The following is a 22,607-nucleotide window of genomic DNA, read 5'->3' on the forward strand; positions in this document are numbered from 1 at the left end:
GATGGTAGTGTGGAGTTTCTCCATGTGAGAGTAGGTCATCGTCAGGCACTTATACTGAACCGCCCCTGCAGCCCAGCTGCAGGGGCGGTTCTCTTTGTGCGCGGAAAAAGTCGTGCTCGGAGAAGTGGTGCTCGGAGAAGTTGCGCAGAAAGTCCTGCGTGCGAAATAGCAGTGGGCGAAAGAAAAGAGCGAGAGGAAAGCTCCGCGTGAGCAACGTGCATATGCCACAAGAAGGCCCCTGTCGAGATATCGACAGGGGCCTTTTGTCTTCAGAGCCAGTGAAGTTTCAGCGCGCCATCACATCAGGGCGAGACTTCGTAGAGCTCGATGGGCGTACCGTCAGGGTCTGCCAGGAAGGTGAAGCGGGCGCCGGTGTATTCATCGACACGTATCGGCTCTGGCGTGGCGCCACGGGCGATCAGCAGCTCGACACAGGTGTTGATGTCCTCGGTTGCCAGCGCCAGGTGACGCAGCCCACAGGCTTCCGGATAGCTTGGGCGCTCAGGCGGCGACGGGAAGGAGAACAACTCCAGCTGGATACCGCCCGGCAAGCGCAGGTCGAGCTTGTAGCTGTCGCGGGCTTCACGATAGGCCTCGTGGATCACCTGCGCATCCATGACCTCGAGATAGAAGCGCCTGGCGCGTGGGTAATCAGCGGTGATGAGTGCCACGTGATGCACGCGCGTCAAAGGCAGGCGCGCTGTCGAAGTGGCACTTGACGCCATGGTGGGACGTTCCGTTGTCATATGGTTGCTCCTGCTGAGAGTCTTCGGTGGCGAATGCCCGAGTGACGTCCTGATGAAAGAAGGCGCCCAGTGGGCGCCTTCTTTCATTGAACCCATCACGGGTCATTCTGTGCGCTATCTCAACGACACAGGGTTTCCAGGGCTTCGATCAGGCTGTCCATCTCGGCATCGGTACCGATGCTGATGCGCAGATGGTCGCGTAGCGCATCGGTGTTGAAGTGGCGCACCAGGATGCCCTGCTCGCGAAGGCCGATGAACAGCTTGCCGGCATCATGGGTCGGGTGAGTCGCCAGCACGAAGTTGGTCTGTGACGGCAGGATCTCGAAGCCCAATGCGGCCATGCGATCGCGCGTCTGCTCACGGGTAGTGATGACGCGTGTGCGGCACTCATCGAAATAGGCGGGATCACTGAGCGCGGCGACGCCGACCTGCTCGGCCAGACGATCGATGGGGTAGGAATTGAAGGAGTCCTTCACGCGCTCCAGGCCCTCGATCAGCTCCCGCGAGGCCACGGCATAGCCAAGGCGAATACCCGCGAGGCTACGCGACTTCGAGAAAGTGCCTGACACGACCAGATTCGGATACTGATGAATCAGCGGGATGGCGCTTTCCCCCCCGAAGTCCACGTAAGCCTCATCCACCAGCACCACGCTCTGCGGGTTGCGCTCCAGCAGCGCGGCAATCGCCTTGCGGCCATGGCCATGGCCTGTCGGCGCATTGGGATTGGCGAAGATGATGCCACCGTTGTCATTGCCGAAGGCTTCGAGATCGACTTCCCAGTTGTCGGTCAGCGCGATGCTGCGTGATTCGATGCCATACATGCGGCAGTAGACCGGATAGAAGCTGTAGCTGATGGAGGGCAGCAGCAGCGGCTTGTCCTGACGGAAGAAGGCCTGGAAGGCCAGCGCCAGCACCTCGTCGGAGCCATTGCCGACGAAGACTTCCTCTGCGGCCACATGGAAGGTCTCGGCCAGGGCGGCGCGCAGCGAGCTGGAACTCGGGTCCGGGTAGCGACGCAGGTCAGAGGCATTGAACTCGCGCAGCGTCTGTTCCACGGCCGGGGCCGGCGGGTAGGGGTTTTCATTGGTGTTCAGCTTGATCAGCTGCTCACGCGGTTGTTCGCCGGGGACGTAGGGGGTCAGGTCGTGGACCTGTGGGCTCCAGTACTTGCTCATGATTTCTCGCCGCTGGTGACAGTGCATGACCCGTGTCATGGATAGGTTTCATGTTGCCCGCTGGATCGTCGCGGTACAAGCATCGGCAGGCTCTCGCATGAGTCGCGAGGATGCCGCGTGGCGCGACCTGGCGCATTGTTGCCATCCCAGCATTATTCTCATGCACCGCGTGCGCTTGAAGCATCAGCTGGCGCACCGCATGTCACTGGCATGCCCGCCCGGTTCGCCCGAAGCGGCGGCTGGCGAAAGATCAGAGACTCAAGGAGCACCGATGACTGCCAACACCAAGGCCCCGTACGCCGACACCCTGCTTGATCCGGTCACGCTCGGTGATCTCACCCTGCCCAATCGTATCCTGATGGCGCCACTGACCCGAGCGCGCACGCCGGACAGCATTCCCGGTGAGCTTCAGGAGGTCTACTACGGACAGCGTGCCGGCGCCGGCCTGATCATCAGCGAGGCGACCAACATCTCGCCGACCGCGCGTGGTTACGTCTACACGCCGGGTATCTGGACGGATGAGCAGGAAGCCGGCTGGAAGGGCGTCGTCGAGGCAGTGCACGCCAAGGGTGGACGCATGGCGCTTCAGCTGTGGCATGTCGGGCGTGTCTCGCACGAGATGGTGCAGCCGGATGGCCAGCCACCGGTCGCGCCCAGCGCCCTGCGTGGTGAAGGCGCCCAGTGCTTCGTCGAGTTCGAGGATGGCAGCAGTGGTCGCCACCCCACCAGCACGCCGCGTGCGCTGGAGACGGAGGAAATCCCCCAGCTGGTCGAGGACTATCGTCAGGCTGCCGTGCGCGCCAAGCGTGCCGGCTTCGACATGATCGAGGTGCATGCCGCCAACGCCTATCTGCTCAACCAGTTCATGGCGACCGGCACCAACCAGCGCACCGACCAGTACGGTGGTTCGGTCGAGAATCGTGCGCGTCTGACACTGGAAGTCGTCGATGCCGTCGCCGAGGTCTTCGGGCCGGAGCGCACCGGCATCCGTCTGACGCCCTTCATCGAGATCTTCGGTCTCACCGATGACGAGCCGGAAGAGATGGCCTTCTACATGGCAGACCAGCTCTCCAGACGTGGCATTGCCTACGTGCACGTCAACGAGCCGGACTGGGCCGGCGGCGACGTCAAGTTCACCGATGACTTCCGCCGCGCACTGCGGGAGCGCGTCAAGGGCGCGCTGATCTTCTGCGGTCATTACGATGGGGAGCGTGCGGCACGCATCATCGACGAGGGCATTGCGGATGCCGTCGCCATCGGGCGCCCCTACATCGCCAATCCGGACCTGGTCGAACGCCTGCGTCTGGATGCGCCGCTCAACGAGCAGGATCCTGATACCTTCTACGGTGGCGGTGCCGAGGGCTACACCGATTATCCCTTCCTCGACAACGGGCATGATCGCCGTGGCTGAGGCCGACATGATTTAGCGAATGGCGTTCGATAAACGCCATCGGGGGTGGCCTCACGGGGCTGATACCCGCTATTCTTGAGCGTGGAAGCTCGTGAGCGGTCCGTCTGTCGAGGCAGTCGGGCCGCTCGCCGTCGATAGCGCTGACGCTGCTATCGAATCATCGCCTTAAGGAGGATTCAATGCAGATCAGGACTCTGATGGTGGGAGCCGCGCTGATGGTCGGTCTCGCCGGGTGCGCATCAACGGCCCAGACGACGGATGGTGCCGCTGCCAATGACGCCACCGAGACAGCCAGCGAGCAGGTTGCCGTCTACAAGGGCACCCTGCCGTGTCGTCGTTGCACGGGCATTGACCTCGATGTGCGTCTCAAGGGAGCGGAAGATGCTGCCCCGGAAGCGCGTACCTTCAGTCTCGATGCCACCTATCGCGATCATCCGCAGCAGCCTGCGCCGGAGCACTACGAGGGGCAGTGGGATGTGCTGTCAGGTACGGTGACCGACCCGAATGCCACCGTCTATGAGCTGACGCCGAATGGCGAGGGCCAGACCTACTACTTCCTGCGCCTGGACCCCCAGACACTGGAACTGGTCGACCCGCAGAAGCGCCGCTTCCAGAACGGCGAGACACTGCGTCTCAAGCGCGAGTGATGCCGCCGCGTGTCATGCACGCGTGAGGTGACAGCAAGGCGGCGCAAGCCGCCTTGCTTGTGTCTGGCATCCGTGTCGGACGTTCGCATCGAGCGCCCCTGCCTGGTGCCATCGGGCGATGCGGGGCATGGGTGCCATGCCGGGCGACGTGGTCTGAAATCATTACTCCCTGACAGGATGGTCTGATGGCGAAAGCAAAGAGCGCCTTCGTATGTACCGAGTGCGGTAGCGAATTCTCGAAGTGGCAGGGGCAGTGCAGCGGCTGTCGCGAGTGGAATACCCTGCAGGAGATTCGGGTCGGTGCCACGGTATTGCCGGGGGCTGCGCCGGCTGCCGGGGGCATCAGCACTGGCGGGGCGTCACGTGGCGCCACCAGCGCCAGAGGCGGCTATGCCGGCACGCTGAGTGACAACGTGACGGATCTGTCCAACGTCTCGCTGGCCGAAGTGCCGCGCTTCTCCTCGACCTTCGGTGAGTTTGATCGCGTGCTTGGCGGCGGTCTGGTGCCTGGCTCCGCCGTATTGCTCGGCGGGCATCCCGGTGCCGGCAAGTCGACGCTGCTGCTGCAGACCGCCTGCAAGCTGGCGCAGCACAAGCGTTCGCTCTACGTCACCGGTGAAGAGTCGCTGTCGCAGGTGGCCATGCGTGCCCATCGACTTCAGCTCCCGACCCAGGGACTCAAGATGCTGGCCGAGACCAGTGTCGAGACGATTCTGGCCACCGCCGAGCGCGAGAAGCCGGAAGTGCTGATCATCGACTCCATCCAGACCATGCACCTGGAGGATCTGTCCTCCGCGCCGGGGGGCGTCTCGCAGGTGCGTGAGTCCGCCGCGGCGTTGACGCGTTTCGCCAAGCGGACCAACACCGTATTGCTGCTGGTCGGGCACGTGACCAAGGATGGCTCGCTGGCCGGCCCCAAGGTACTGGAGCACATGATCGATGCCTCCCTGTTGCTGGAAGGGGATGGTGATTCGCGCTTTCGCACCCTGCGCGGACAGAAGAACCGCTTCGGCGCGGTCAATGAGCTGGGCGTGTTCGCCATGGTCGAGCTTGGCCTGAAGGAGGTGAAGAACCCCAGTGCGATCTTCCTGTCACGCAGCGAGGAGCAATCCTCCGGCAGCCTGGTGATGGTGGTCTGGGAAGGGACTCGGCCGATCCTGATCGAGGTCCAGGCGTTGCTGGACGATTCGCCGCTGGGCAATCCCCGGCGCGTCGCGGTCGGTCTGGATGGCAATCGACTCTCGATGTTGCTGGCCGTGCTCAACAAGCACGGCGGCCTGTTCACCGGCGATCAGGATGTCTTCCTGAACGTGGTGGGCGGGGTCAAGGTGCTCGAGACCAGCGCCGACCTCGCGGTGCTGTGTGCGGTGGTATCCAGTCTTCAGAACCGCCCGCTGCCGCGTGAACTGGTGGTGTTCGGTGAGGTCGGCCTGTCCGGCGAGATCCGCCCGGTGCCCAGTGGGCAGGAGCGCATCGTCGAGGCCGCCAAGCATGGCTTCACGCGCGCCATCGTGCCCAAGGGCAATGCCCCCAAGAATCCGCCCAAGGGCATGACGATCGTCGCGGTCGACAAGTTGTCCCAGGCGCTGGAAGCCCTGTGATGGCTGCCGGCAGCTGCCACGCGCAAGCTTTCCCGTGACATTCCGCCTGAAACGCACAAGGCCAGCCTCGCGGCTGGCCTTGTGCATATGGGATTGCCACTGGGCGTGATGTCAGTCCTGGTTGTCAGCCTGACGGGCGGCGTGAGCGCAGGCCTTGAGGCGCGCGACCAGCTGCTCGACGCCACGCTCGCGCATCAGTGCCTCGTTGCGCGCCGGCACCTCTTCCACATCCCCCGAATAGGCATTGATCGCCGCCTCGACCGAGCTTTCCCGCAGCAGGTGCAGCATCGGGAAGGGCGAGCGGTTGGTGTAGTTCGCGGCGTCGTCTTCCTCGGTATCCTCGAAGACATAGTCCGGATGGAAGCTGGCCAGCTGATAGATGCCCTCATAGCCCTGCATCTCGAGCAGTGCCTCAGCGTAATCCAGCAGCTCCAGATAGGCATCGAAGTCGCGGAAGCCATCCTTGAAGATCACCAGGGTGGTTTCGGCATCGCGATTGGCATCGAGGTTGAGGAGTTCATCGCCGAGTGCCTGCAGGCAACGCTCGAGTCCCGCGCCGGGGATGACGGCGTACTGGACGCTGTTGCGCGCCACTTCACGTGCCGCGAACGGGCATAGATTGTCCGCGATGATGTGCGTCTCGACCCACTGGCGGGTGGTCTCGATGGCCTCGGCCTCACTGACCTCAAGTGCAGGCGTATAGCCGGCCGACGGGGTGGAAGAGGTGGTGTCAGCAGGCGTAGCGTCGGTGGTCATGGCGTCAGGGTCCGCAGCGGTGTCAGGAGGGTGCATTGTCACTGCTCATGCCGGCCATGGCCAGTCCGGATTGGCAGCGCGCCACGATTGTCGCCGGTATCGCTACCGGCAAACGGAGCCCCGGGCCGGCGAGTACGGTTCGCTGACACGCTGTTTCATCAGCGTATTCAGGGATAGACTTGCCGGGGCCGGACGTCGCCACGCCCGGCCCCGGCATCGTTTCTTCACGGAGGCGATGGCCTCTCCCGCAGCCCACGCACCTTCATGGAGGCACTTCTTGCCCGCTGACAATCCACCGCCACGCCAGCCTGCCGATGATGCCTCTGCCACGTCGAGTGCCACGGCATACCGCCTGTCACGCCTGCTGCCGTTTCTGGGCTGGATGCGCCAGCTGTCGCCGAGAGATGCGCGCGCGGACCTGATCGCCGGGCTGAGCGGTGCGGTGCTGGTACTGCCTCAGGGGGTGGCCTACGCGCTGATCGCGGGGTTGCCTCCGGCGCATGGACTCTATGCCGCCATCGTGGTCGCGATCATCGCCGGACTCTTCGGCTGCTCGCGTCATATGGTCAGCGGGCCGGCCGCCGCCATCTCGATGGTGGTCTTCGGTACCGTCTCGACCCTGGCCACCCCCGGCAGTCCGGAATACCTGCCGCTGGTGCTGGCGCTGACCTGCATGGTCGGCATCATCCAGCTCGCACTCGGGCTGCTGCGCATGGGGGCGCTGGTCAATCTGATCTCGCATACCGTGGTGATCGGCTTCACCGCCGGTGCCGGCGTATTGATCGCCACCAGTCAGCTCAAGCATCTGTTCGGTATCGCGCTGGGAGATGCCTCGAGCTTCCTCGGCACCTGGTGGGCATTGCTTGGGCATCTGGAAGACACCTCGTGGGCGACCCTGATCACCGGCCTCAGTACGCTCGCCAGTGCCTTGCTGGTGCGGCGGGTGAATCGCAGACTGCCGTGGATGCTGGTCGCGATGGCCGTCGGTTGCGGGGTTGCGGCATTGCTGGGTGGCAGCGAGGCAGGCATCCCGATGGTGGGGGCCCTCTCCGGCAGCCTGCCGCCGTTTTCTCTGCCGCCACTGGGGTTTGACACCCTGCGCTCGCTGGGCGGTGCGGCCTTTGCGCTGGCGGTTCTCGGCTTGATCGAGGCGGTCTCCATCGCCCGCGCCATCGGGGTACGCTCGCATCAGCGCATCGATGGCAATCAGGAGTTCATCGGCCAGGGGCTGTCGAATCTGGTCGGCAGCTTCTTCTCGTGCTTCGCCGGCTCCGGCTCCTTCACCCGTTCAGGGGCCAATTACGATGCCGGCGCCCGCACGCCGCTGTCGGTGATGATCGCGGCCCTGATCGTGCTGGCGGTGCTGTTGCTGGTGCCGAATGTCACGGCCTGGCTGCCATTGCCCGCCATGGCGGGCCTGATCATGGTGATCGCCGCCAACCTGATCGAATTCAGTCATATCCGTCAGATTCTCACCGTCAGCCGCGAGGAAGCGGTGGTGCTGGTGATCACCTTCCTCGCCACGCTGCTGCTGCCGCTTGAGTTCGCCATCTTCGCCGGCGTGCTGGTGTCGCTGGTGCTGTATCTGAATCGCACCTCGCGTCCACGTCTGGTGGAAATGGCACCGGACCCCGAACACCCGGAGCTGGGCGTGCGCAATGCCGAGCGCTATCAGCTGACCCAATGCCGTGAGGTCGTCATCCTGCGAGTGGATGGCTCGCTGTTCTTCGGCGCGGTGGACCACGTCCAGCGCAAGCTGGCGCGCTATACCGGCAAGCACGTCATCCTGCTCGGCACCGGCTGCAACTTCATCGACATCGCGGGGGCCGAGATGCTCGAGATCGAGCAGCGCCGCCTACAGGATGCCGGCGGCAGCCTGAGCATGTGCGGCTTCCGACGCTACGCGCTGGAAGTGATGGAGCGCGGAGGCTTCCTTGAGCGCATGGGGGATGAGCACTACTTTCATACTGCCGAGGCGGCCATTGCCGCGCTGCGCGAGGCAGTGTCCGAGGCGCATCGGCCACACGACGGCGAGCCGGCCGCATGTGCGTCCTGCCCGCTGTTCGGCCCTGACAGCATCGGCCCGAGCCAGGGCATTCGCCTGACGCCGCCGCTGGCCTGAGCGGGCCGTGCGGCAGCTGACAGGGCGAGAGTTGGCGGCACGCGAGACGGCAAGGCTGGGGGCCATGTCGTGCATGCGATAGAATGCCAGCCATCGATGTGCCGGGTGCGAGTCGCCGGCCATTGCCTCATTTCAGTTTTCCAGTCGAGAGATGCCCATGAGTTTGCCCACCGTGGCGGCCAGCTGCGATCTGATTCGCGATGGCCGCCCGCTGATCGATGTGCGTGCACCGATCGAATTTGCGGCCGGCTCCCTGCCGGGGGCCGTCAACCTTCCGCTGATGGATGACGAGGAACGTCACCGGGTCGGTCTGCAGTACAAGCAGGTCGGCCCGGAGTCGGCGGTGCATCTGGGTCATCAGCTGGTCAGTGGCGGGATCAAGCGCGCCAGGATTCGTGCCTGGGTTGAGCACGTCGAGCGCCATCCCGAGGCGGTTCTCTACTGCTTCCGGGGCGGCATGCGCTCTCAGCTCAGCCAGCAATGGTTGAAGGAGGCAGGCATCGAGCGCCCGCGGATCGCCGGGGGCTGGAAGGCCATGCGTCAGCAGCTTTGCCAGCATATCGATGAGCGCGTCGAGCAGGCCCCGATGCTGCTGATCGGGGGCCTGACCGGCTGCGCCAAGACCGAGCTGATCCATGCGCTCGACAATGGCATCGACCTGGAAGGCTGCGCGCGCCACAAGGGCTCGGCCTTCGGCCGTCACCCCTTCCCGGCACCGAGCCAGATCGACTTCGAGCATCGCATCAGCGCCGAGATGCTGTCACTGGCCGCGGACGCGCCCACCGTCATGGAAGATGAGTCGCGCTTCATCGGCAGCGTCAACATTCCGCTGCAGGCATGGCGCGCGATGGAGGCTGCCCCGCTGGTGAGAGTCGAGATGCCACTGGACTGGCGACTGGTGCAGATTCAGAAGGACTACATCGAAGGGCTGTGGGCCACCTACAGCAGACACTATGGTGACTTCCTCGGCTGGGCACTGCTGCAGCGTCAGCTGCGTCAGGCGTTGCTGCGTCTGCGCAAGCGGTTGGGCAGTGCACGTCTGGCGCGCCTGATTCGCATGCAGGACATCGCCTTCCGTGAACACAAGCGCGGCAATCCCACTGCCCATGAGGGCTGGCTGGCCCCGCTGCTCAGCGAATACTACGACCCCATGTACCGTTATCAGCTCGAGAAGCACGAGCGTACCTTCCTGCATGTCGGCGACTGGGACAATACGCTCGCCTTCGTGCGTGACTGGAGCGCCACGCATCGCTGGCAGCGCTGAGTCGTCGTAGGGCCCCAGCGCCGCCCGGGAGCGCCTCAGGCGTCGAGCCAGTCCACCAGCAGGCGGTCCAGCAGGGCGGCCTGCCGATCAAAGCGCTTCGGGTCTTCCAGCAGCGCGTCTTCTGACTGCACTCCGCGACCCTCATTCGGGGCGGGGTGATGCCGGAGACGGTCACGCGTTGCGGCGGCATCCAGATGGGGATGGAAGTTGAGCGCCAGCACCCGGCCAGCATCCCAGCTGAATCCGGCGATCGGGGTATGCTCACCGCTGGCCAGCAGCTCGCAATCCTCCGGCAGGCCACAGATCTCCTCATGCCACAGCAGCGTCTCGAATTCGGCGGGCAGTCCCACGGGACACTCGTCACTGCGCGTGAGCGTGGCCCAGCGACGCTGCGGCACCACGGCCGGAGACACGATGGCGCCGAGTTGCTCGGCGATGAGGCGCGCGCCCAGCCCGATGCCCAGTACGGGGCGGTTGCTGTTGAGCGCGCGGCGAATCAGCTTGCGCTGCAGGCGCAGTGGCTGTGATTGGGTGCTCTCGGCACCTGACAATGGCTGAGGGCCATCCAGGATCACCAGCGCCTGGAAATCGTCGATGCCGGGGAGCGTCTCGCCATCCAGCGGGAAGCTGGTGTTGTAGCTGTGGCCCATGCCGACAAGCCAGTCGCTCAGGCGTACGGAGTCCTGCCAGCCTTGTGATCGTGGCAGGGCATCAGTCGCTGAGTGAGGCGCTGCGTCGGGGATAAGGCCTTGATGTATGAAGTAAAGGTGCATGGCGTCATCATGCGTGAGCGCCATGGCAGCGTAAAGACTTCTGTGCCATCACGACGGCGTACCCAACAGTGACATGACGAGGGGAGAGCAGCATGCGGGCCGAACTACTTGAACAGATCTACACCGTGGTGGCACAGATTCCCGAAGGTCGCATCACCACCTATGGGCGTATCGCCAAGATGACCGAGGGTGCCAGCGCACGCATGGTCGGCTCGGCGATGCGTCACCTGCCGGATGGCCATCAATTGCCCTGGCATCGGGTGATCAATGCCTCGCTCAAGGTCACCGACCACGGTGGCGCGGTGCGTCAGCGGGAGAAACTGCGCAGCGAAGGCGTGCTGTTCGATGCTGTCGGCCGCGTGCCCAGAGAATGTCTGTGGCCGTGAATCTCGCCGCGGCAAAGTCTCGTTCGTCAGACCGCCTGAGTGCGCTACCCTAACGCATGTCCCATGCCATCTGTGGCGGGCTGTCGGCTGGCGGATTTCCCCTCCCGACATGTGCCCCGCCTCTTTGAAAAGTGAAGTGAGAAGAGAGCCGTCATGACTCAGCCTGTTCCCGGTTTCCGCGTGCGTCTGGAAGCGCTGGCCCCCGTTCGCCGTACCGCCTTCATGGCAACGCTGACCGAGCGACTCCTGCCCAATGCCGGCTTCTACGCCGAGGCCAATGGCACCGCCAGCGCGCTGGAGACCACGCGCGAGTTGCGCAAGCTGCTGGACCTCGTCTGGGAGCAGCTGCGCGTTCGCGATGCCAAGATCGATTTCTCGCTGCAGGCCGAGAAGGTCACGGCCTTCGAGCCCGACGAGCATGACGACAGCTTCGGTGCGCGCCGTGCACTGGAAGCCGTCATGGCGCTGACCGCCTGCATCGATGTGCTGATCAGTGAGGAGCCGGAAGCCGCGCTCAAGGTCAGTCGCCTGTCCGCCGATGGCGTCCGCGCGCTGATCGACCTGCAGGCCGGTGAGGGCATCGAGCAGGAAGCGCTGGAAGCCATGATTCGCGAGCATCCCCTGATGGTCGATGAGCGCGACTTCCAGGACGCCGTGCTGGAGAGTGTCGAGGCTCCGCGTCTTGAGCGTGATGACTGGCGAGCGCTCAAGCGGCTGGGGCGTAACGAGGATGTCAGCAATCTGGGGCTATCCTTGCAGGAATGAGCCCCCGGAAGACCGGGTGAGCGAGCCTGCCCGGCTGACACTGGCAGCCAGGCCATTCCCTTGGAGAGACAGATGGGCAAGGCGAGTCAGATGCTTTCCCGCACAGGCGTTGATCCCTTGAATGGCCTGATCCTCGCGCATCTCGAGTCAATGCAGCAGCATCTGGCGCAGGCGACGCTCACCGCGCAGGAGGTCCATGCGCTGCGCGTCGACTGCAAGCAGCTGCGGGGCTGGTGGCAACTGCGACGTGAGTCACTGGGCAAGGCGGCGGTGAGTGAGCATCAGGCGCGTCCGCGCGCCATCGCCAGGGCATTGGCCGGCCCGCGTGAGGCGCGCATGCTGCGCAAGACCCATGCGCGCGCCTATGCCTGGGTGGATGAGCGTAGCCAGCGTCTGCTGGATGCGCTGCGTCCGGGGCTGACCAGTGCCGCATTGAGCGAGTCGGTGGCGGAGCTGGATCATGCACCTCTGAAACGGCTGCTGAGCGACGAGATGGCCGCCTGGCAGGCCGCTCCGCTGACGGGGGAGGAGCTCACGGCCGGACTGGAATTCAGTCGTCACCGCCTCCACAAGTTGGCGGCGCGGGTGATCAGCAAGCGCGAGATCGAGACGTCCCACCGGCTGCGCAAGTGGATCAAGTACCGCAGGTTCCAGCTGGCACTGGCGCATGCGGCGCTGGGGGAGACGGCAGGGCGTGAACTCGAGTCACCGAGTCGTGGGCGTCGTCGTGAGCCGGAATTGCTCGACAAGGCAGCATCCCGTCTGGGCAATCAGCATGACCTTGCCGAGCTGGCGCTGTGGGTCGGCGAGCGGGTGATGCTGCCCGCCGCCGAGAAGCATCTGGTGGGTGATATTCTGCGACTTGCCGACCAGCGACTCGAGCAGGCGCTCACGCCACTGGCGAAGCTGGGCTAGGCCTGAGCGCTGTCGTCGCCTGACCTGCGGGTAATGTCTCTGAAGACACGAACGCCGCCATTCCCTGAGGAGTGGCGGCGTTCGTGTATCTACCTGACGCGAAGGAGATCGCTCAGAGGCGCATCTCGATGCCGCGCTCGGCCATGTAGGCCTTGGCTTGCGGGATGGTGTACTCGGCGAAGTGGAAGATGCTGGCGGCCAGCACCGCATCCGCCCCGCCCTCGAGCACGCCGTCCACCAGATGGTCGAGAGTGCCGACCCCACCGGAGGCGATCACCGGCACGCTGACGGCGTCGGAGATGGCGCGTGTCACGCCGAGATCGAAGCCGGCCTTGGTGCCATCGCGGTCCATGCTGGTCAGCAGCAATTCACCGGCGCCCAGCTCGACCATCTTCTTCGCCCACTCGACAGCGTCGAGCCCGGTTGGCTTGCGGCCACCGTGGGTGAAGATTTCCCAGCGCGGAGTCTCGCCCTCTTCGCTGACGCGCTTGGCGTCGATGGCGACCACGATGCACTGGCTGCCGAAGCGGTCCGCCGCTTCACGCACGAAGTCCGGGTTGAACACGGCGGCGGTATTGATCGAGACCTTGTCCGCGCCGGCATTCAGCATGGTGCGGATGTCCTCGCAGGTGCGGATGCCACCACCGACCGTCAGCGGGATGAACACCTCACCGGCGATGCGCGACACCATGTCGACCGTGGTGCCACGGTTGTCGACGCTGGCGGTGATGTCGAGGAAGGTGATCTCGTCGGCGCCTTGCTCGTTGTAGCGCTTGGCGACCTCGACCGGATCACCGGCATCGCGGATACCGACGAAGTTGACTCCCTTGACGACGCGACCGGCGTCGACGTCCAGACACGGGATGATGCGTTTGGCGAGTGCCATGATCGCTCCCCTCAGGCCGTGCGGCCGGTGATGGCGTCGGACAGCGCCTGTGCTTCGGCGATATCCAGGCTGCCTTCATAGATGGCGCGACCGGTGATGGCGCCGAGGATGCCCTGATCGGCCACTTCAGCCAAGCCACGGATGTCGTCCAGGTTGGTCACGCCGCCGGAGGCGATCACTGGGATGCCGCCTTCGCGGGCCAGCGCCACGGTGGCTTCGATGTTGACGCCCTGCATCATGCCGTCGCGGGCGATGTCGGTGTAGACGATGGAGGACACGCCGTCATTGGCGAAACGCTTGGCAAGCTCGGTCGCCTTGATGGTGGAGACCTCGGCCCAGCCATCGGTGGCCACGAAGCCGTCACGCGCATCGAGACCGACGATGATGCGGCCCGGGAAGGCGCGGCACATCTCGGCGACGAAGGCCGGTTCCTTCACGGCCTTGGTGCCGATGATGACCTGACCGACGCCGGCCTCCAGATAGTGCTCGATGGTCGCGGCATCCCGGATGCCACCGCCGATCTGGATCGGCAGCTCCGGGTAGGCGCGGGCGATGCGTGTCACGGCGTCACCATTGACCGGCTTGCCTTCGAAGGCACCGTTGAGATCGACCAGATGCAGGCGGCGACCACCGGCCTCGACCCAGCGCGCGGCCATGGCCAGCGGGTCATCGCCGTAGTTGGTGGAGTCTTCCATGCGGCCTTGCTTCAGGCGTACGCACTGACCGTCCTTGAGATCGATCGCGGGGATTACCAGCATGTCGGGTGTCCTCTCGGCGTGTCTTGGCACGCCTGAATTGTCGTCGGTATATCGAAGGCGAATGAATCGGTGCCCGACTCGCAAGGCAGGCACCGACGGTCACGCAGGTGAGCCCTCAGGGCTGCCAGCGGACGAAATTCTCGAGCAGCTTGAGGCCGGCGGCCGCACTCTTCTCCGGGTGGAACTGCACCGCGAACAGGCTGCCCTCACCGATGGCGACGTGCGCCTCGGCACCGGCGTAGTGAGTCGCGCCGAAGACCTGTGAGCGCTCGGCAGCCGAGACATAGAAGCTGTGCACGAAGTAGAAGCGCGAGTTGTCCTCGATGCCTTCCCACAGCGCATGGCCCTGGGTGTGGGCGACGTGGTTCCAGCCCATGTGCGGCACCTTGAGACGCTGGCCGTGTTCGTCCAGCTGCTTGTCATCAAAGCGCTTCACATCGCCCTTGAAGTAGGCGAGGCAATCGATGCCACCGTTCTCTTCACTGCGCTCCATCAGCATTTGCTGACCGACACACACGCCCAGCAGCGGCTTGCTGTGGTTGCTCAGCAGTTCGCCGACCAGCCCGCGCAGTTCGGCGCGCTCAAGCTCGCCCATGCAATCGCGGATGGCGCCCTGACCGGGCAGCACCACGCGGGTCGCACCACGGATGGCGCGCGGGTCACTGGTGATCACGACATTCTCGTCAGCCACATGCTCAAGTGCCTTGGCGACGGAGTGCAGGTTGCCCATGCCATAGTCGATGACGGCAATCGTCATGTCTTTCTCCCGCAGGCCGGAGGGGACTCCGGCATTGGATGTTCATGCAGAGGAAGTGCCACCCGGTGCCCGGCAAGCGGCAATGGCTGGCGACACATCCTCTGGCCGCGCGTCACGACGCTTACAGCGATCCCTTGGTGGAGGCGATACGGCCTCCCATGCGCTCGTCCTCTTCCACCGCCATGCGCACGGCACGGCCGAAGGCCTTGAAGATGGTCTCCGCCTGGTGGTGGGCATTGAAACCCTTGAGGTTGTCGATGTGCAGCGTGGCGCCGGCATGGTTGACGAAGCCCTGGAAGAATTCCCAGAACAGCTGCGTATCGAAACGCCCGATGTTGCCGCGCGTGAACTCGCACTGCATGAACAGGCCCGGGCGACCGGAGAAGTCGATCACCACGCGCGACAGGGCTTCGTCCAGCGGCACGTAGGCATGGCCGTAGCGGCGGATGCCGGCCTTGTTGCCGAGCGCCTGCGCGAAGGCCTGGCCGAGAGTGATGCCGATGTCCTCGACGGTATGGTGATCGTCGATGTGCAGATCACCGTCGCAGTCGACGTCGATGTCGATCACGCCGTGACGGGCGATCTGGTCCATCATGTGTTCGAGGAAGGGCACGCCGGTGTTGGCGCTCAGCTTGCCTTCGCCGTCCAGATTGATGCGAACCCGAATCTTGGTTTCCGAGGTGTTGCGATGAACCTCGGCGATACGCTCTGCCATGATGTCTCTCCAGCGGTCGGTGACCTCACCGCGGCTTCGGGGCTGATGAGGTCTGGCGCAGTCTGGGGCCTGGGTGTGAGAGGCGTATGTCCAGTCCGGCCGGGAAGTGCGCATCATGTGGTTGTTGTCATGTGATGTCGCAAGTGAAAGCGTGATCCAGTGACGTTGTCGAGGTTGCGGGTCACTGATCGATGGCAGACGCGTCGTCCTTGCCTGCCCAGCCCGTCATTATAGAGAAAGGACAACGGCATCCGCTACAATGGCGGGCATTCATATCGCGGGCGAGGATCTCACCATGCCGGTCACTCTTCAGATGATCGATCACGCACGCTGGCAGGCCGATGAGCAAGTGCGCATCGACCTGTCACGCATCTATCACGAAGCCCCCGGTGAACGCCTGCCACTCGCGCCGGATGAGTTCATTCAGGCCAGCCTGGAGACCGGTCATCGCTTCTGCACCGCCTTCTTCAATGATCGCCATATCGGCGCCCTGCTGTGCGAGGACGATGGAAGGGCATGGCGCATCCGTCATTGCTGCGTGCGCAAGAGTACCCGGCGACGCGGGGTGGGAACGCGCCTGATGGCATTGATGTCGCTGGAAGCGGCGGCGCGTGAGCGCCTGCTGGTCGTGCCGGATCAAGGATTGACGCTGGCTGACGAGCTTCTGCTGTCGCGGCTCGGTTACGTGAAGGATGCCGAGCAGCAAGGCTTCGTGCTGGCCCAGACAGATAGCGAAAGCTGACGGCTGGACAGGCGTGACAGGAACTGATGACGCCGGGGCCTGTCCACCGCAGGTGAACGTTGACGCTGGCGTCTGGCATCGGGCGCACGTTCGCGCCCTCAGGTGCGACAATCGGGATCATTCACACGTGCCGGGCAATGCCTTCAGGAGCGAAGGCAGCCCGGACATCTCATCGTGTCAAAGGGAGGACGCAGATGAAAGCACTGTTCAGGGCCTTGCTGGCCATCGTCGGAGTACTGGCGCTGGTCGTGGTGGCGGGGGTGATCTATGTCACCACCTTCCTCGACCCGAATGATCTCAAGCCGCGTCTGGTCAAGGCGGTCAAGGACCAGGCGGGGCTGGAGCTGGCCCTGAACGGTCCGCTGGACTGGTCGTTCTACCCGCGTCTGGGCGTCAGTGTCGAGGACGCCCAGACCTGGCTGCCGGAGCAGGCTCACGACCAGACACCCTTCGCCTCCTTCAAGCGTGCCGAAGTCGGGGTGTCCTTCGCGCCCTTGCTGAGCGGTGAGGTGGAGGTCGAGGGCGTGTTCCTCGATGGCCTGAAACTGGACCTCAAGCGAGACGCTGACGGGCGAGGCAACTGGGAGAGTCTGTTGCAGCATGCTGCCGATGCCGCCGAGAGCGGTGCGGCGGACAAGGCCCTGCCTCCCGCCAAGAGTGCCGGTGTCGCCATGGCCGATGAGACGCAGGGAGATGCCGGTGTCAGCGATGGCGCTGAAGGCATGGCCGTCAATCTCGATATCGCCTCGATTCAGGTCACCAATGGGCAGATCACCTACCAGGATGCTGCCAGCGGTCTCGACATGACGCTCAATGAGCTGGCGTTGAGCTCCAGCAACGTCAGCCCGACCAAGGCGTTCCCGGTGGAGCTGTCCTTCGTGGCGGAGGGGCGTGAGCCTGAGCTGCGCAGCACCATCAATCTGGACGGCAAGGTGGCGCTGGACCTTCAGAACGGTCGCCATGTCCTGACCGGCATCAGCCTGGATACCGCCACCAGCATGCCGTCGTTGAGCGAGCAGTCCCAGCAGCTGGCGCTGGAGATCGATACCCTGACACTGGATACCGAGCAGCAGCGCTATCGCATCGAGGGTGGGGAGCTGGATGCCTCGCTCAACGAACCGTCGCTGGGAGAGAAGGCGCTGCCGGTGAAGGCGACCTTCGGGGCGGAAGCGGATCTTGCCGAAGGCACCGCGACGCTCTCCGATCTGCTGCTGACCTCGGGCAGTGACCTGCGTCTGAGCGGGGCGCTCAAGGCCAGTGACATCACGGGCGAGGCGCTGAGCTACAGCGGGCAGTTCAAGCTGGCCCCGCTGTCGCCCAAGGCGTGGATGACGCGGGTCGGCATGCAGGCACCGCAGACGGCACGCGGCGATGCACTGACCTCGCTGGCATTCTCCAGCCCGCTCAAGGGCGACCTGTCACAAGTACAGCTGACCAACCTGGTGATGGCACTGGATGACACCACCATCAACGGACGTCTCGGCTCCTCCTTCGATGCCTCGCAGATCACCTTTGATCTGGATGTCGATGCGCTGAATCTGGACGACTACCTCCCGCCGCAGACCAGCGAGAAGACCGCGAATCTCGGTACGGGGGTGACGGCAGGACTGGTGGCGCCGGCCTACGCGGCTGACGGCGATGCAGAGGTGTTGCCGGTGGAGCTGCTCAGAACTCTCGGGCTCAAGGGCCAGCTGGACATCGCGAACCTCACGGCATCCGGGCTCGAGATGCGCAAGGTGTCCGCCAAGCTGTCCGGTCAGCCGGGACTGCAGCAGCTCGATAGCCTGACGGCCAGTCTGTACGGCGGTAGCCTGGCAGCCAGTGCCCGCATCGACAGTCGCAAGACACCGCTGACCATGAGCTTCGGCGAGAAGTTGACCAATCTGGATATCGCGCCATTCCTCAAGGCGCTGGCGCCTGAGCAGGATGACATCCTGCGTGGCCGTCTGACGCTCAATGGCGACTACACCACCAGCACCAATCAACTCGACAGCATGAAGCGCAACCTGAATGGTTCGGGTGACTTCGAGATTCGCAATGGCGAGATACTCGACGTCAATGTGTCCGAGAAGATGTGCACCACGGTGGCGACGCTGAGTGGCAAGACGTCCTCGCGTGACTGGGCGGCGAATACCCCGCTGGAACGCGCACAGGGCAGCTTCAAGGTCACCAATGGCGTGATCAGCAATCAGGATCTGGCACTGGCGATCCCGGGTATCGCGCTGGATGGCAAGGGGCAGCTCAACCTGCCGACCGAAGCCTTTGACTACAACGTGGCGGCGCGCTTCATCGAAGGAACGGATGACGCTGCCTGTGAGGTCAATCCGCGTCTGGTCAAGTTGCGTTTCCCGGTGCAGTGTCAGGGCAATCTGAGCGGTGAGCCGGGCGAATGGTGCGGCTTTGACCAGAAGGGCTTCCAGACGGCCGCCGCGGAACTGGCCAAGGATGAAGCCAAGCGCAAGGCGGGCGAGAAGGTCAGCGAGAAGCTGGATGAGAAGCTCGATGAAGACACGCGCAAGAAGATCGATGACAAGCTGGGCGAAGGCGCCAGCGACAAGCTGAAGGGCGCGATTCAGGGGCTGTTCAACTGATCACGCGCTCCTAGCACAGCAAGACCGGCACGCCAGTCCCTCGGGGCTGGCGTGCTGCCGTTGGAGCCCAGACCATGGCGCGCCATGGTACGAGTCACGAGTAGAGGAAGTCTTGATGGCGGTACCTGACACTGCGGCCACGCCTGACGTGGCGGCGTCTGATACCCACGCCCCGCCAGGCGTGGCAAGCATTGCGCTGAGCCCGGAGGAATTCCAGGCCCGCGTGTTCGACTGGTTCGATGAGCATGGCCGCAAGCACCTGCCCTGGCAGGAGAACACCACCCCGTATCGTGTATGGGTCTCGGAGATCATGCTCCAGCAGACCCAGGTCACGACGGTGCTGCCCTATTACGCGCGCTTCATGGAATGCTTCCCGGATGTCGCCGCGCTGGCGGCGGCGGAGATCGATGAGGTGCTGCACCTGTGGACGGGGCTTGGCTACTACGCCCGGGCGCGCAATCTGCACAAGGCCGCTCAACAGGTGGTCGCTGAGTATGGCGGCACCTTCCCGGTCGAGAGTGTCGAGGCACTGTCGGCCTTGCCGGGTATCGGGCGCTCGACCGCCGGGGCGATCATCAGCATCAGCACCGGACAACGGGCGCCGATTCTCGATGGCAACGTCAAGCGCGTGCTGGCTCGCCTGCATGCCGTGGAAGGCTGGCCGGGACGGCCGGCCGTGGAGCGCAAGCTGTGGACGCTGGCGGAGCGCTACACGCCGCAGGTGCGGCTGGCGGACTGGACCCAGGCGATGATGGATCTCGGGGCCACCCTGTGCACGCGCGGCAGCAAGCCGGATTGTACGCGCTGCCCCTTCGAGGAAGTCTGCGTGGCGCATGCACGCGGCGAGGAAAAGCGCTTCCCCGAGAGCAAGCCCAAGAAGGCTATTCCGACACGTCAGACGCTGATGCTGCTGGTCAGTGACGAGGCGGGCCGGATTCTGCTCGAACGACGCCCACCGACGGGCATCTGGGGCGGCCTGTGGGCGCCGCCGCTGGTCGAGGACCGCGAGGCCGCGCGGGAGTGGGTCGCCCGTGAAGCGCGAGGCGCGCATCTGGAGGCGCCGCTGGACAGTTTCGAGCATGTCTTCAGCCACTTCCGGCTGACCATCACGCCGCAGCCGGTCCAGCTGGGAGCGGCGGAACTGACGCCGTCGGCGGAGGATGGCGTCAACGAACACGGAGCAGACCGCCGTTTCGTCGACCCCGCCGCGCCGGATGCCGTGGGCCTGCCGGCACCGGTCAAGGCGCTGCTGGCACGCTGCACGGATAATCTGTTCGGGCTGTGAGCGAGTCGCTCTCATCGACAGGCCTCGGATGCCTGGGGGAAACCCGCTCAAGCGTGCGAGAATGAGGCAATCGATTGAGCGTCTGGCGAAGGCTCGGCGCTCAACCGCACTGACATCCAGTTCTCTTACGGAGTTACCCATGCGCACCGTACATTGCCGCAAGTATGACCAGGACCTGCCGGGTCTCGACTTTCCGCCGCTGCCGGGCGAGAAGGGCCAGGATATCTGGGCCAACGTCTCGAAGCAGGCATGGGAAGAATGGCAGGCGCTGCAGACACGCCTGATCAACGAGAAGCACCTCAACATGATGGATGCCGACAGCCGTCGTTATCTGATGGAGCAGATGGAGCGTTTCTTCCGCAACGAAGAGACCGATCAGGCCGAAGGTTTCGTCCCGACTGACGCCGCCGCCAAGGGCGAAGCGCAGGGCGGACAGGGCTACGAAGTCTGACGAGACGGCGAGGGCGATGGAAGACGAATAACGACGCCAAATTCTTGATAAGCAAGGGTTGACGTCGGGAAAGGTTTTCTATTTAATACGTCCTCGTTGGCAAGGGCCAGATAGCTCAGTTGGTAGAGCAGGGGATTGAAAATCCCCGTGTCGGCGGTTCGATTCCGTCTCTGGCCACCAAGTGTTGGGGTATAGCCAAGTGGTAAGGCACCGGTTTTTGGTATCGGCATTCCCAGGTTCGAGTCCTGGTACCCCAGCCAGCTGACATGCAGTAACGTAGTAAGAAGACTCATATCATGAGTTCTTTGTGCCGGCTTAGCTCAGTTGGTAGAGCAACTGACTTGTAATCAGTAGGTCGAGGGTTCGACTCCTTTAGCCGGCACCATCTTCAGGCTTCTGTAGATGAACGAAGAACGCAGGATATCGAAGTCGCCCAGGCGGCTTTTTTTGTGTCTTCCGGTCGGCCAGATAGCTCAGTTGGTAGAGCAGGGGATTGAAAATCCCCGTGTCGGCGGTTCGATTCCGTCTCTGGCCACCAAATTGGGGTATAGCCAAGTGGTAAGGCACCGGTTTTTGGTATCGGCATTCCCAGGTTCGAGTCCTGGTACCCCAGCCAATTCTGGCTAGCAGATGAAGTCGCAGGATGAATTCGGCAGCCAACAGAAAAGCCACCCTCCGGGGTGGCTTTTTTGCGTCTGGCGTCTGCTCGCCTTGCGTCTTTCGGCGCTCAATGCGCGGCGGATGAGCCGGGGTGATGGGCCTGCCAGCTGAGGCGTTTGCGATAGATGGTCGATGGGGCGATTTCCAGAATGGCAGCGGCACGCGGAATGCTGCCATCGCATGCCGCTATCACCGTCTCGATGGCATCCCGCTCCACCATCCACAGCGGGCGCTGCCAGAGGCCCTGGTTCTCGGCGCCGGGTGGTGCGTGCTCGAGTCTCTCGTGTGAGCCGCCGTGTGCTGGCAGGTCCAGCATGGCGGCCGTGAGACTCTCACCCTCGTGGAGGATGATGGCGCGGCGCAGGGTGTTTTCCAGCTCGCGCACGTTGCCCGGCCAATCGTGGGCCAGCAGCGCCTGCTCCGCGCAGGCGCTCAGGCTGGTGAAATGCTTGCCTTCGTGGCTGGCCATGCGACTCAGTAAGCCGTTGGCGATCTCGAGAATGTCACTTCCGCGCTCGCGCAGGGGCGGCACCTTGAGCGGGATGACGTGCAGGCGGTAGAAGAGGTCTTCGCGGAATCGATGGGTCTCCACCAGCTGACGCGGGTCCTGATGCGTGGCGCAGACGATACGGCAGTTGACCTCGACCGTGCGTGTCGCGCCCACGGGCATCACCTGGCCGGTCTGCAGAAAGCGCAACAGCTTGCTCTGCAGTGGCAAGGGCAGTTCGGCGATCTCATCCAGGAACAGCGTCCCGCCATCCGCTGCCACGGCCAGGCCCTGCTGGGCACTGACGGCACCGGTAAAGGCGCCACGCACATGCCCGAACAGCTGTGATTCCAATAGCTCCGCCGGGATGGCAGCACAGTTGACGGCGATGAAAGGGCCTTCGCGTACCGGGCTGTGGCGGTGGATGGCAGTGGCGCATAGCTCCTTGCCGCTGCCGCTTTCGCCGGTGATGAAGATGGGGGCGTCCGAATGGGCGACCTGTATGAGGGTGCGATAGAGGGTCTGCATGGACGATGAGCCTCCGATGAACCCCTCAAAACCGTTAGGCCGGCCTGTCGGTAGAGACTTCACCCGTGCGGGGGAGTCGACAGTCAGATTCAACGCAGTGGTGATCGGCGTAGCCTGATGGTGAGCCTTCAGTGCGGTCATGAGTGATGTTCCCTTGCTGCTGGACCCCTGTCAGCAGCTCGTAGA

At 64.0% G+C, this 22,607-nt stretch carries 21 protein-coding genes and 5 tRNA genes; 17 read left to right on the top strand and 9 right to left on the bottom strand.

The window, feature by feature from the left end:
• Positions 1–302: 302 nt before the first annotated feature.
• Together OW493_RS03320 and hisC are read right to left on the bottom strand one after the other, a co-directional pair.
• The gene (locus OW493_RS03320; RefSeq protein WP_289863271.1) at positions 303–746 is read right to left on the bottom strand and encodes a VOC family protein; all 444 of its coding nucleotides are present in this window, start codon (positions 744–746) and stop codon (positions 303–305) included.
• A 119-nt stretch (positions 747–865) separates the two neighbouring features.
• A complete protein-coding gene (gene hisC / locus OW493_RS03325; RefSeq protein WP_176493737.1) occupies positions 866–1,921 on the bottom strand; it encodes a histidinol-phosphate transaminase in 1,056 nt (351 codons plus the stop codon).
• 271 nt (positions 1,922–2,192) lie between these two features.
• On the opposite strand from hisC, the gene OW493_RS03330 reads away from it, so the two are divergent.
• From OW493_RS03330 to radA, 3 genes are all read left to right on the top strand, one after another.
• Positions 2,193–3,332, top strand: coding sequence for an alkene reductase (locus tag OW493_RS03330; RefSeq protein WP_176493736.1), 1,140 nt, complete (start codon positions 2,193–2,195; stop codon positions 3,330–3,332).
• A 179-nt stretch (positions 3,333–3,511) separates the two neighbouring features.
• Entirely contained in the window at positions 3,512–3,979 is a 468-nt protein-coding gene (locus OW493_RS03335; RefSeq protein WP_077378513.1) for a copper resistance protein NlpE N-terminal domain-containing protein, read from the top strand.
• Between the two features lie 185 nt (positions 3,980–4,164).
• On the top strand, positions 4,165–5,580 hold the full coding sequence (gene radA, locus OW493_RS03340; protein ID WP_077378515.1) for a DNA repair protein RadA: 1,416 nt from the start codon (positions 4,165–4,167) through the stop codon (positions 5,578–5,580).
• A gap of 111 nt (positions 5,581–5,691) precedes the next feature.
• Here the strand turns inward: radA and OW493_RS03345 are convergent, their stop codons facing one another.
• Positions 5,692–6,336 carry a DUF1415 domain-containing protein gene (locus OW493_RS03345; protein ID WP_279874836.1) on the bottom strand — a complete coding sequence of 215 codons (645 nt, stop codon included), beginning with the start codon at positions 6,334–6,336 and terminating at the stop codon, positions 5,692–5,694.
• Between the two features lie 277 nt (positions 6,337–6,613).
• On the opposite strand from OW493_RS03345, the gene OW493_RS03350 reads away from it, so the two are divergent.
• Together OW493_RS03350 and mnmH are read left to right on the top strand one after the other, a co-directional pair.
• Positions 6,614–8,458 carry a SulP family inorganic anion transporter gene (locus OW493_RS03350; protein ID WP_176493735.1) on the top strand — a complete coding sequence of 615 codons (1,845 nt, stop codon included), beginning with the start codon at positions 6,614–6,616 and terminating at the stop codon, positions 8,456–8,458.
• Positions 8,459–8,615: 157 nt separating this feature from the next.
• Positions 8,616–9,722 (top strand): tRNA 2-selenouridine(34) synthase MnmH, encoded by a 1,107-nt coding sequence (gene mnmH, locus OW493_RS03355; protein WP_289863284.1) that lies wholly within the window; start codon positions 8,616–8,618, stop codon positions 9,720–9,722.
• Between the two features lie 35 nt (positions 9,723–9,757).
• Here the strand turns inward: mnmH and OW493_RS03360 are convergent, their stop codons facing one another.
• Positions 9,758–10,372 (bottom strand): type 1 glutamine amidotransferase, encoded by a 615-nt coding sequence (locus OW493_RS03360; protein WP_289863286.1) that lies wholly within the window; start codon positions 10,370–10,372, stop codon positions 9,758–9,760.
• A 215-nt stretch (positions 10,373–10,587) separates the two neighbouring features.
• On the opposite strand from OW493_RS03360, the gene OW493_RS03365 reads away from it, so the two are divergent.
• From OW493_RS03365 to OW493_RS03375, 3 genes are all read left to right on the top strand, one after another.
• The gene (locus OW493_RS03365) at positions 10,588–10,881 is read left to right on the top strand and encodes an MGMT family protein (protein WP_279874834.1); all 294 of its coding nucleotides are present in this window, start codon (positions 10,588–10,590) and stop codon (positions 10,879–10,881) included.
• Positions 10,882–11,034: 153 nt separating this feature from the next.
• Complete coding sequence (locus OW493_RS03370; RefSeq protein ID WP_289863288.1) at positions 11,035–11,646, top strand: DUF416 family protein; 612 nt, start codon at positions 11,035–11,037, stop codon at positions 11,644–11,646.
• A 90-nt stretch (positions 11,647–11,736) separates the two neighbouring features.
• Positions 11,737–12,561, top strand: a complete 825-nt coding sequence (locus OW493_RS03375; protein ID WP_289863290.1) for a CHAD domain-containing protein — start codon at positions 11,737–11,739, stop codon at positions 12,559–12,561.
• 112 nt (positions 12,562–12,673) lie between these two features.
• Here the strand turns inward: OW493_RS03375 and hisF are convergent, their stop codons facing one another.
• The 4 genes from hisF to hisB all read right to left on the bottom strand — a co-directional run bounded on the left by hisF (position 12,674) and on the right by hisB (position 15,677).
• Complete coding sequence (hisF, locus tag OW493_RS03380; protein WP_077378537.1) at positions 12,674–13,447, bottom strand: imidazole glycerol phosphate synthase subunit HisF; 774 nt, start codon at positions 13,445–13,447, stop codon at positions 12,674–12,676.
• Between the two features lie 11 nt (positions 13,448–13,458).
• Positions 13,459–14,205 (bottom strand): 1-(5-phosphoribosyl)-5-[(5-phosphoribosylamino)methylideneamino]imidazole-4-carboxamide isomerase, encoded by a 747-nt coding sequence (gene hisA, locus OW493_RS03385; protein ID WP_077378540.1) that lies wholly within the window; start codon positions 14,203–14,205, stop codon positions 13,459–13,461.
• Positions 14,206–14,320: 115 nt separating this feature from the next.
• Positions 14,321–14,962: an imidazole glycerol phosphate synthase subunit HisH gene (gene hisH / locus OW493_RS03390; RefSeq protein ID WP_077378543.1), complete on the bottom strand. Its 642-nt coding sequence runs from the start codon at positions 14,960–14,962 to the stop codon at positions 14,321–14,323.
• 121 nt (positions 14,963–15,083) lie between these two features.
• On the bottom strand, positions 15,084–15,677 hold the full coding sequence (gene hisB, locus OW493_RS03395) for an imidazoleglycerol-phosphate dehydratase HisB (RefSeq protein ID WP_077378545.1): 594 nt from the start codon (positions 15,675–15,677) through the stop codon (positions 15,084–15,086).
• A gap of 295 nt (positions 15,678–15,972) precedes the next feature.
• Here hisB and OW493_RS03400 point away from each other — a divergent pair, with 295 nt between their 5' ends.
• The 9 genes from OW493_RS03400 to OW493_RS03440 all read left to right on the top strand — a co-directional run bounded on the left by OW493_RS03400 (position 15,973) and on the right by OW493_RS03440 (position 21,362).
• Complete coding sequence (locus OW493_RS03400) at positions 15,973–16,419, top strand: acetyl-CoA sensor PanZ family protein (protein ID WP_077379332.1); 447 nt, start codon at positions 15,973–15,975, stop codon at positions 16,417–16,419.
• Positions 16,420–16,613: 194 nt separating this feature from the next.
• A complete protein-coding gene (locus OW493_RS03405; protein ID WP_279874832.1) occupies positions 16,614–19,010 on the top strand; it encodes an AsmA family protein in 2,397 nt (798 codons plus the stop codon).
• Between the two features lie 115 nt (positions 19,011–19,125).
• Positions 19,126–20,295, top strand: coding sequence for an A/G-specific adenine glycosylase (gene mutY / locus OW493_RS03410; RefSeq protein WP_289863301.1), 1,170 nt, complete (start codon positions 19,126–19,128; stop codon positions 20,293–20,295).
• Between the two features lie 139 nt (positions 20,296–20,434).
• Entirely contained in the window at positions 20,435–20,746 is a 312-nt protein-coding gene (locus OW493_RS03415; protein WP_077378554.1) for an oxidative damage protection protein, read from the top strand.
• Positions 20,747–20,850: 104 nt separating this feature from the next.
• Positions 20,851–20,926 (top strand) — tRNA-Phe (locus OW493_RS03420).
• A 5-nt stretch (positions 20,927–20,931) separates the two neighbouring features.
• Positions 20,932–21,006: transfer RNA gene (locus OW493_RS03425), tRNA-Gln, on the top strand.
• 49 nt (positions 21,007–21,055) lie between these two features.
• Positions 21,056–21,131: transfer RNA gene (locus OW493_RS03430), tRNA-Thr, on the top strand.
• 77 nt (positions 21,132–21,208) lie between these two features.
• A tRNA-Phe gene (locus tag OW493_RS03435) sits at positions 21,209–21,284 on the top strand.
• Positions 21,285–21,287: 3 nt separating this feature from the next.
• A tRNA-Gln gene (locus tag OW493_RS03440) sits at positions 21,288–21,362 on the top strand.
• Positions 21,363–21,473: 111 nt separating this feature from the next.
• On the opposite strand, the gene OW493_RS03445 is transcribed toward OW493_RS03440, so the two are convergent.
• Positions 21,474–22,562: a sigma-54 dependent transcriptional regulator gene (locus tag OW493_RS03445; protein ID WP_077378557.1), complete on the bottom strand. Its 1,089-nt coding sequence runs from the start codon at positions 22,560–22,562 to the stop codon at positions 21,474–21,476.
• Positions 22,563–22,607: the final 45 nt, after the last annotated feature.

This window comes from Cobetia sp. 14N.309.X.WAT.E.A4, from assembly GCF_030397495.1.
Lineage (GTDB): Bacteria > Pseudomonadota > Gammaproteobacteria > Pseudomonadales > Halomonadaceae > Cobetia > Cobetia marina.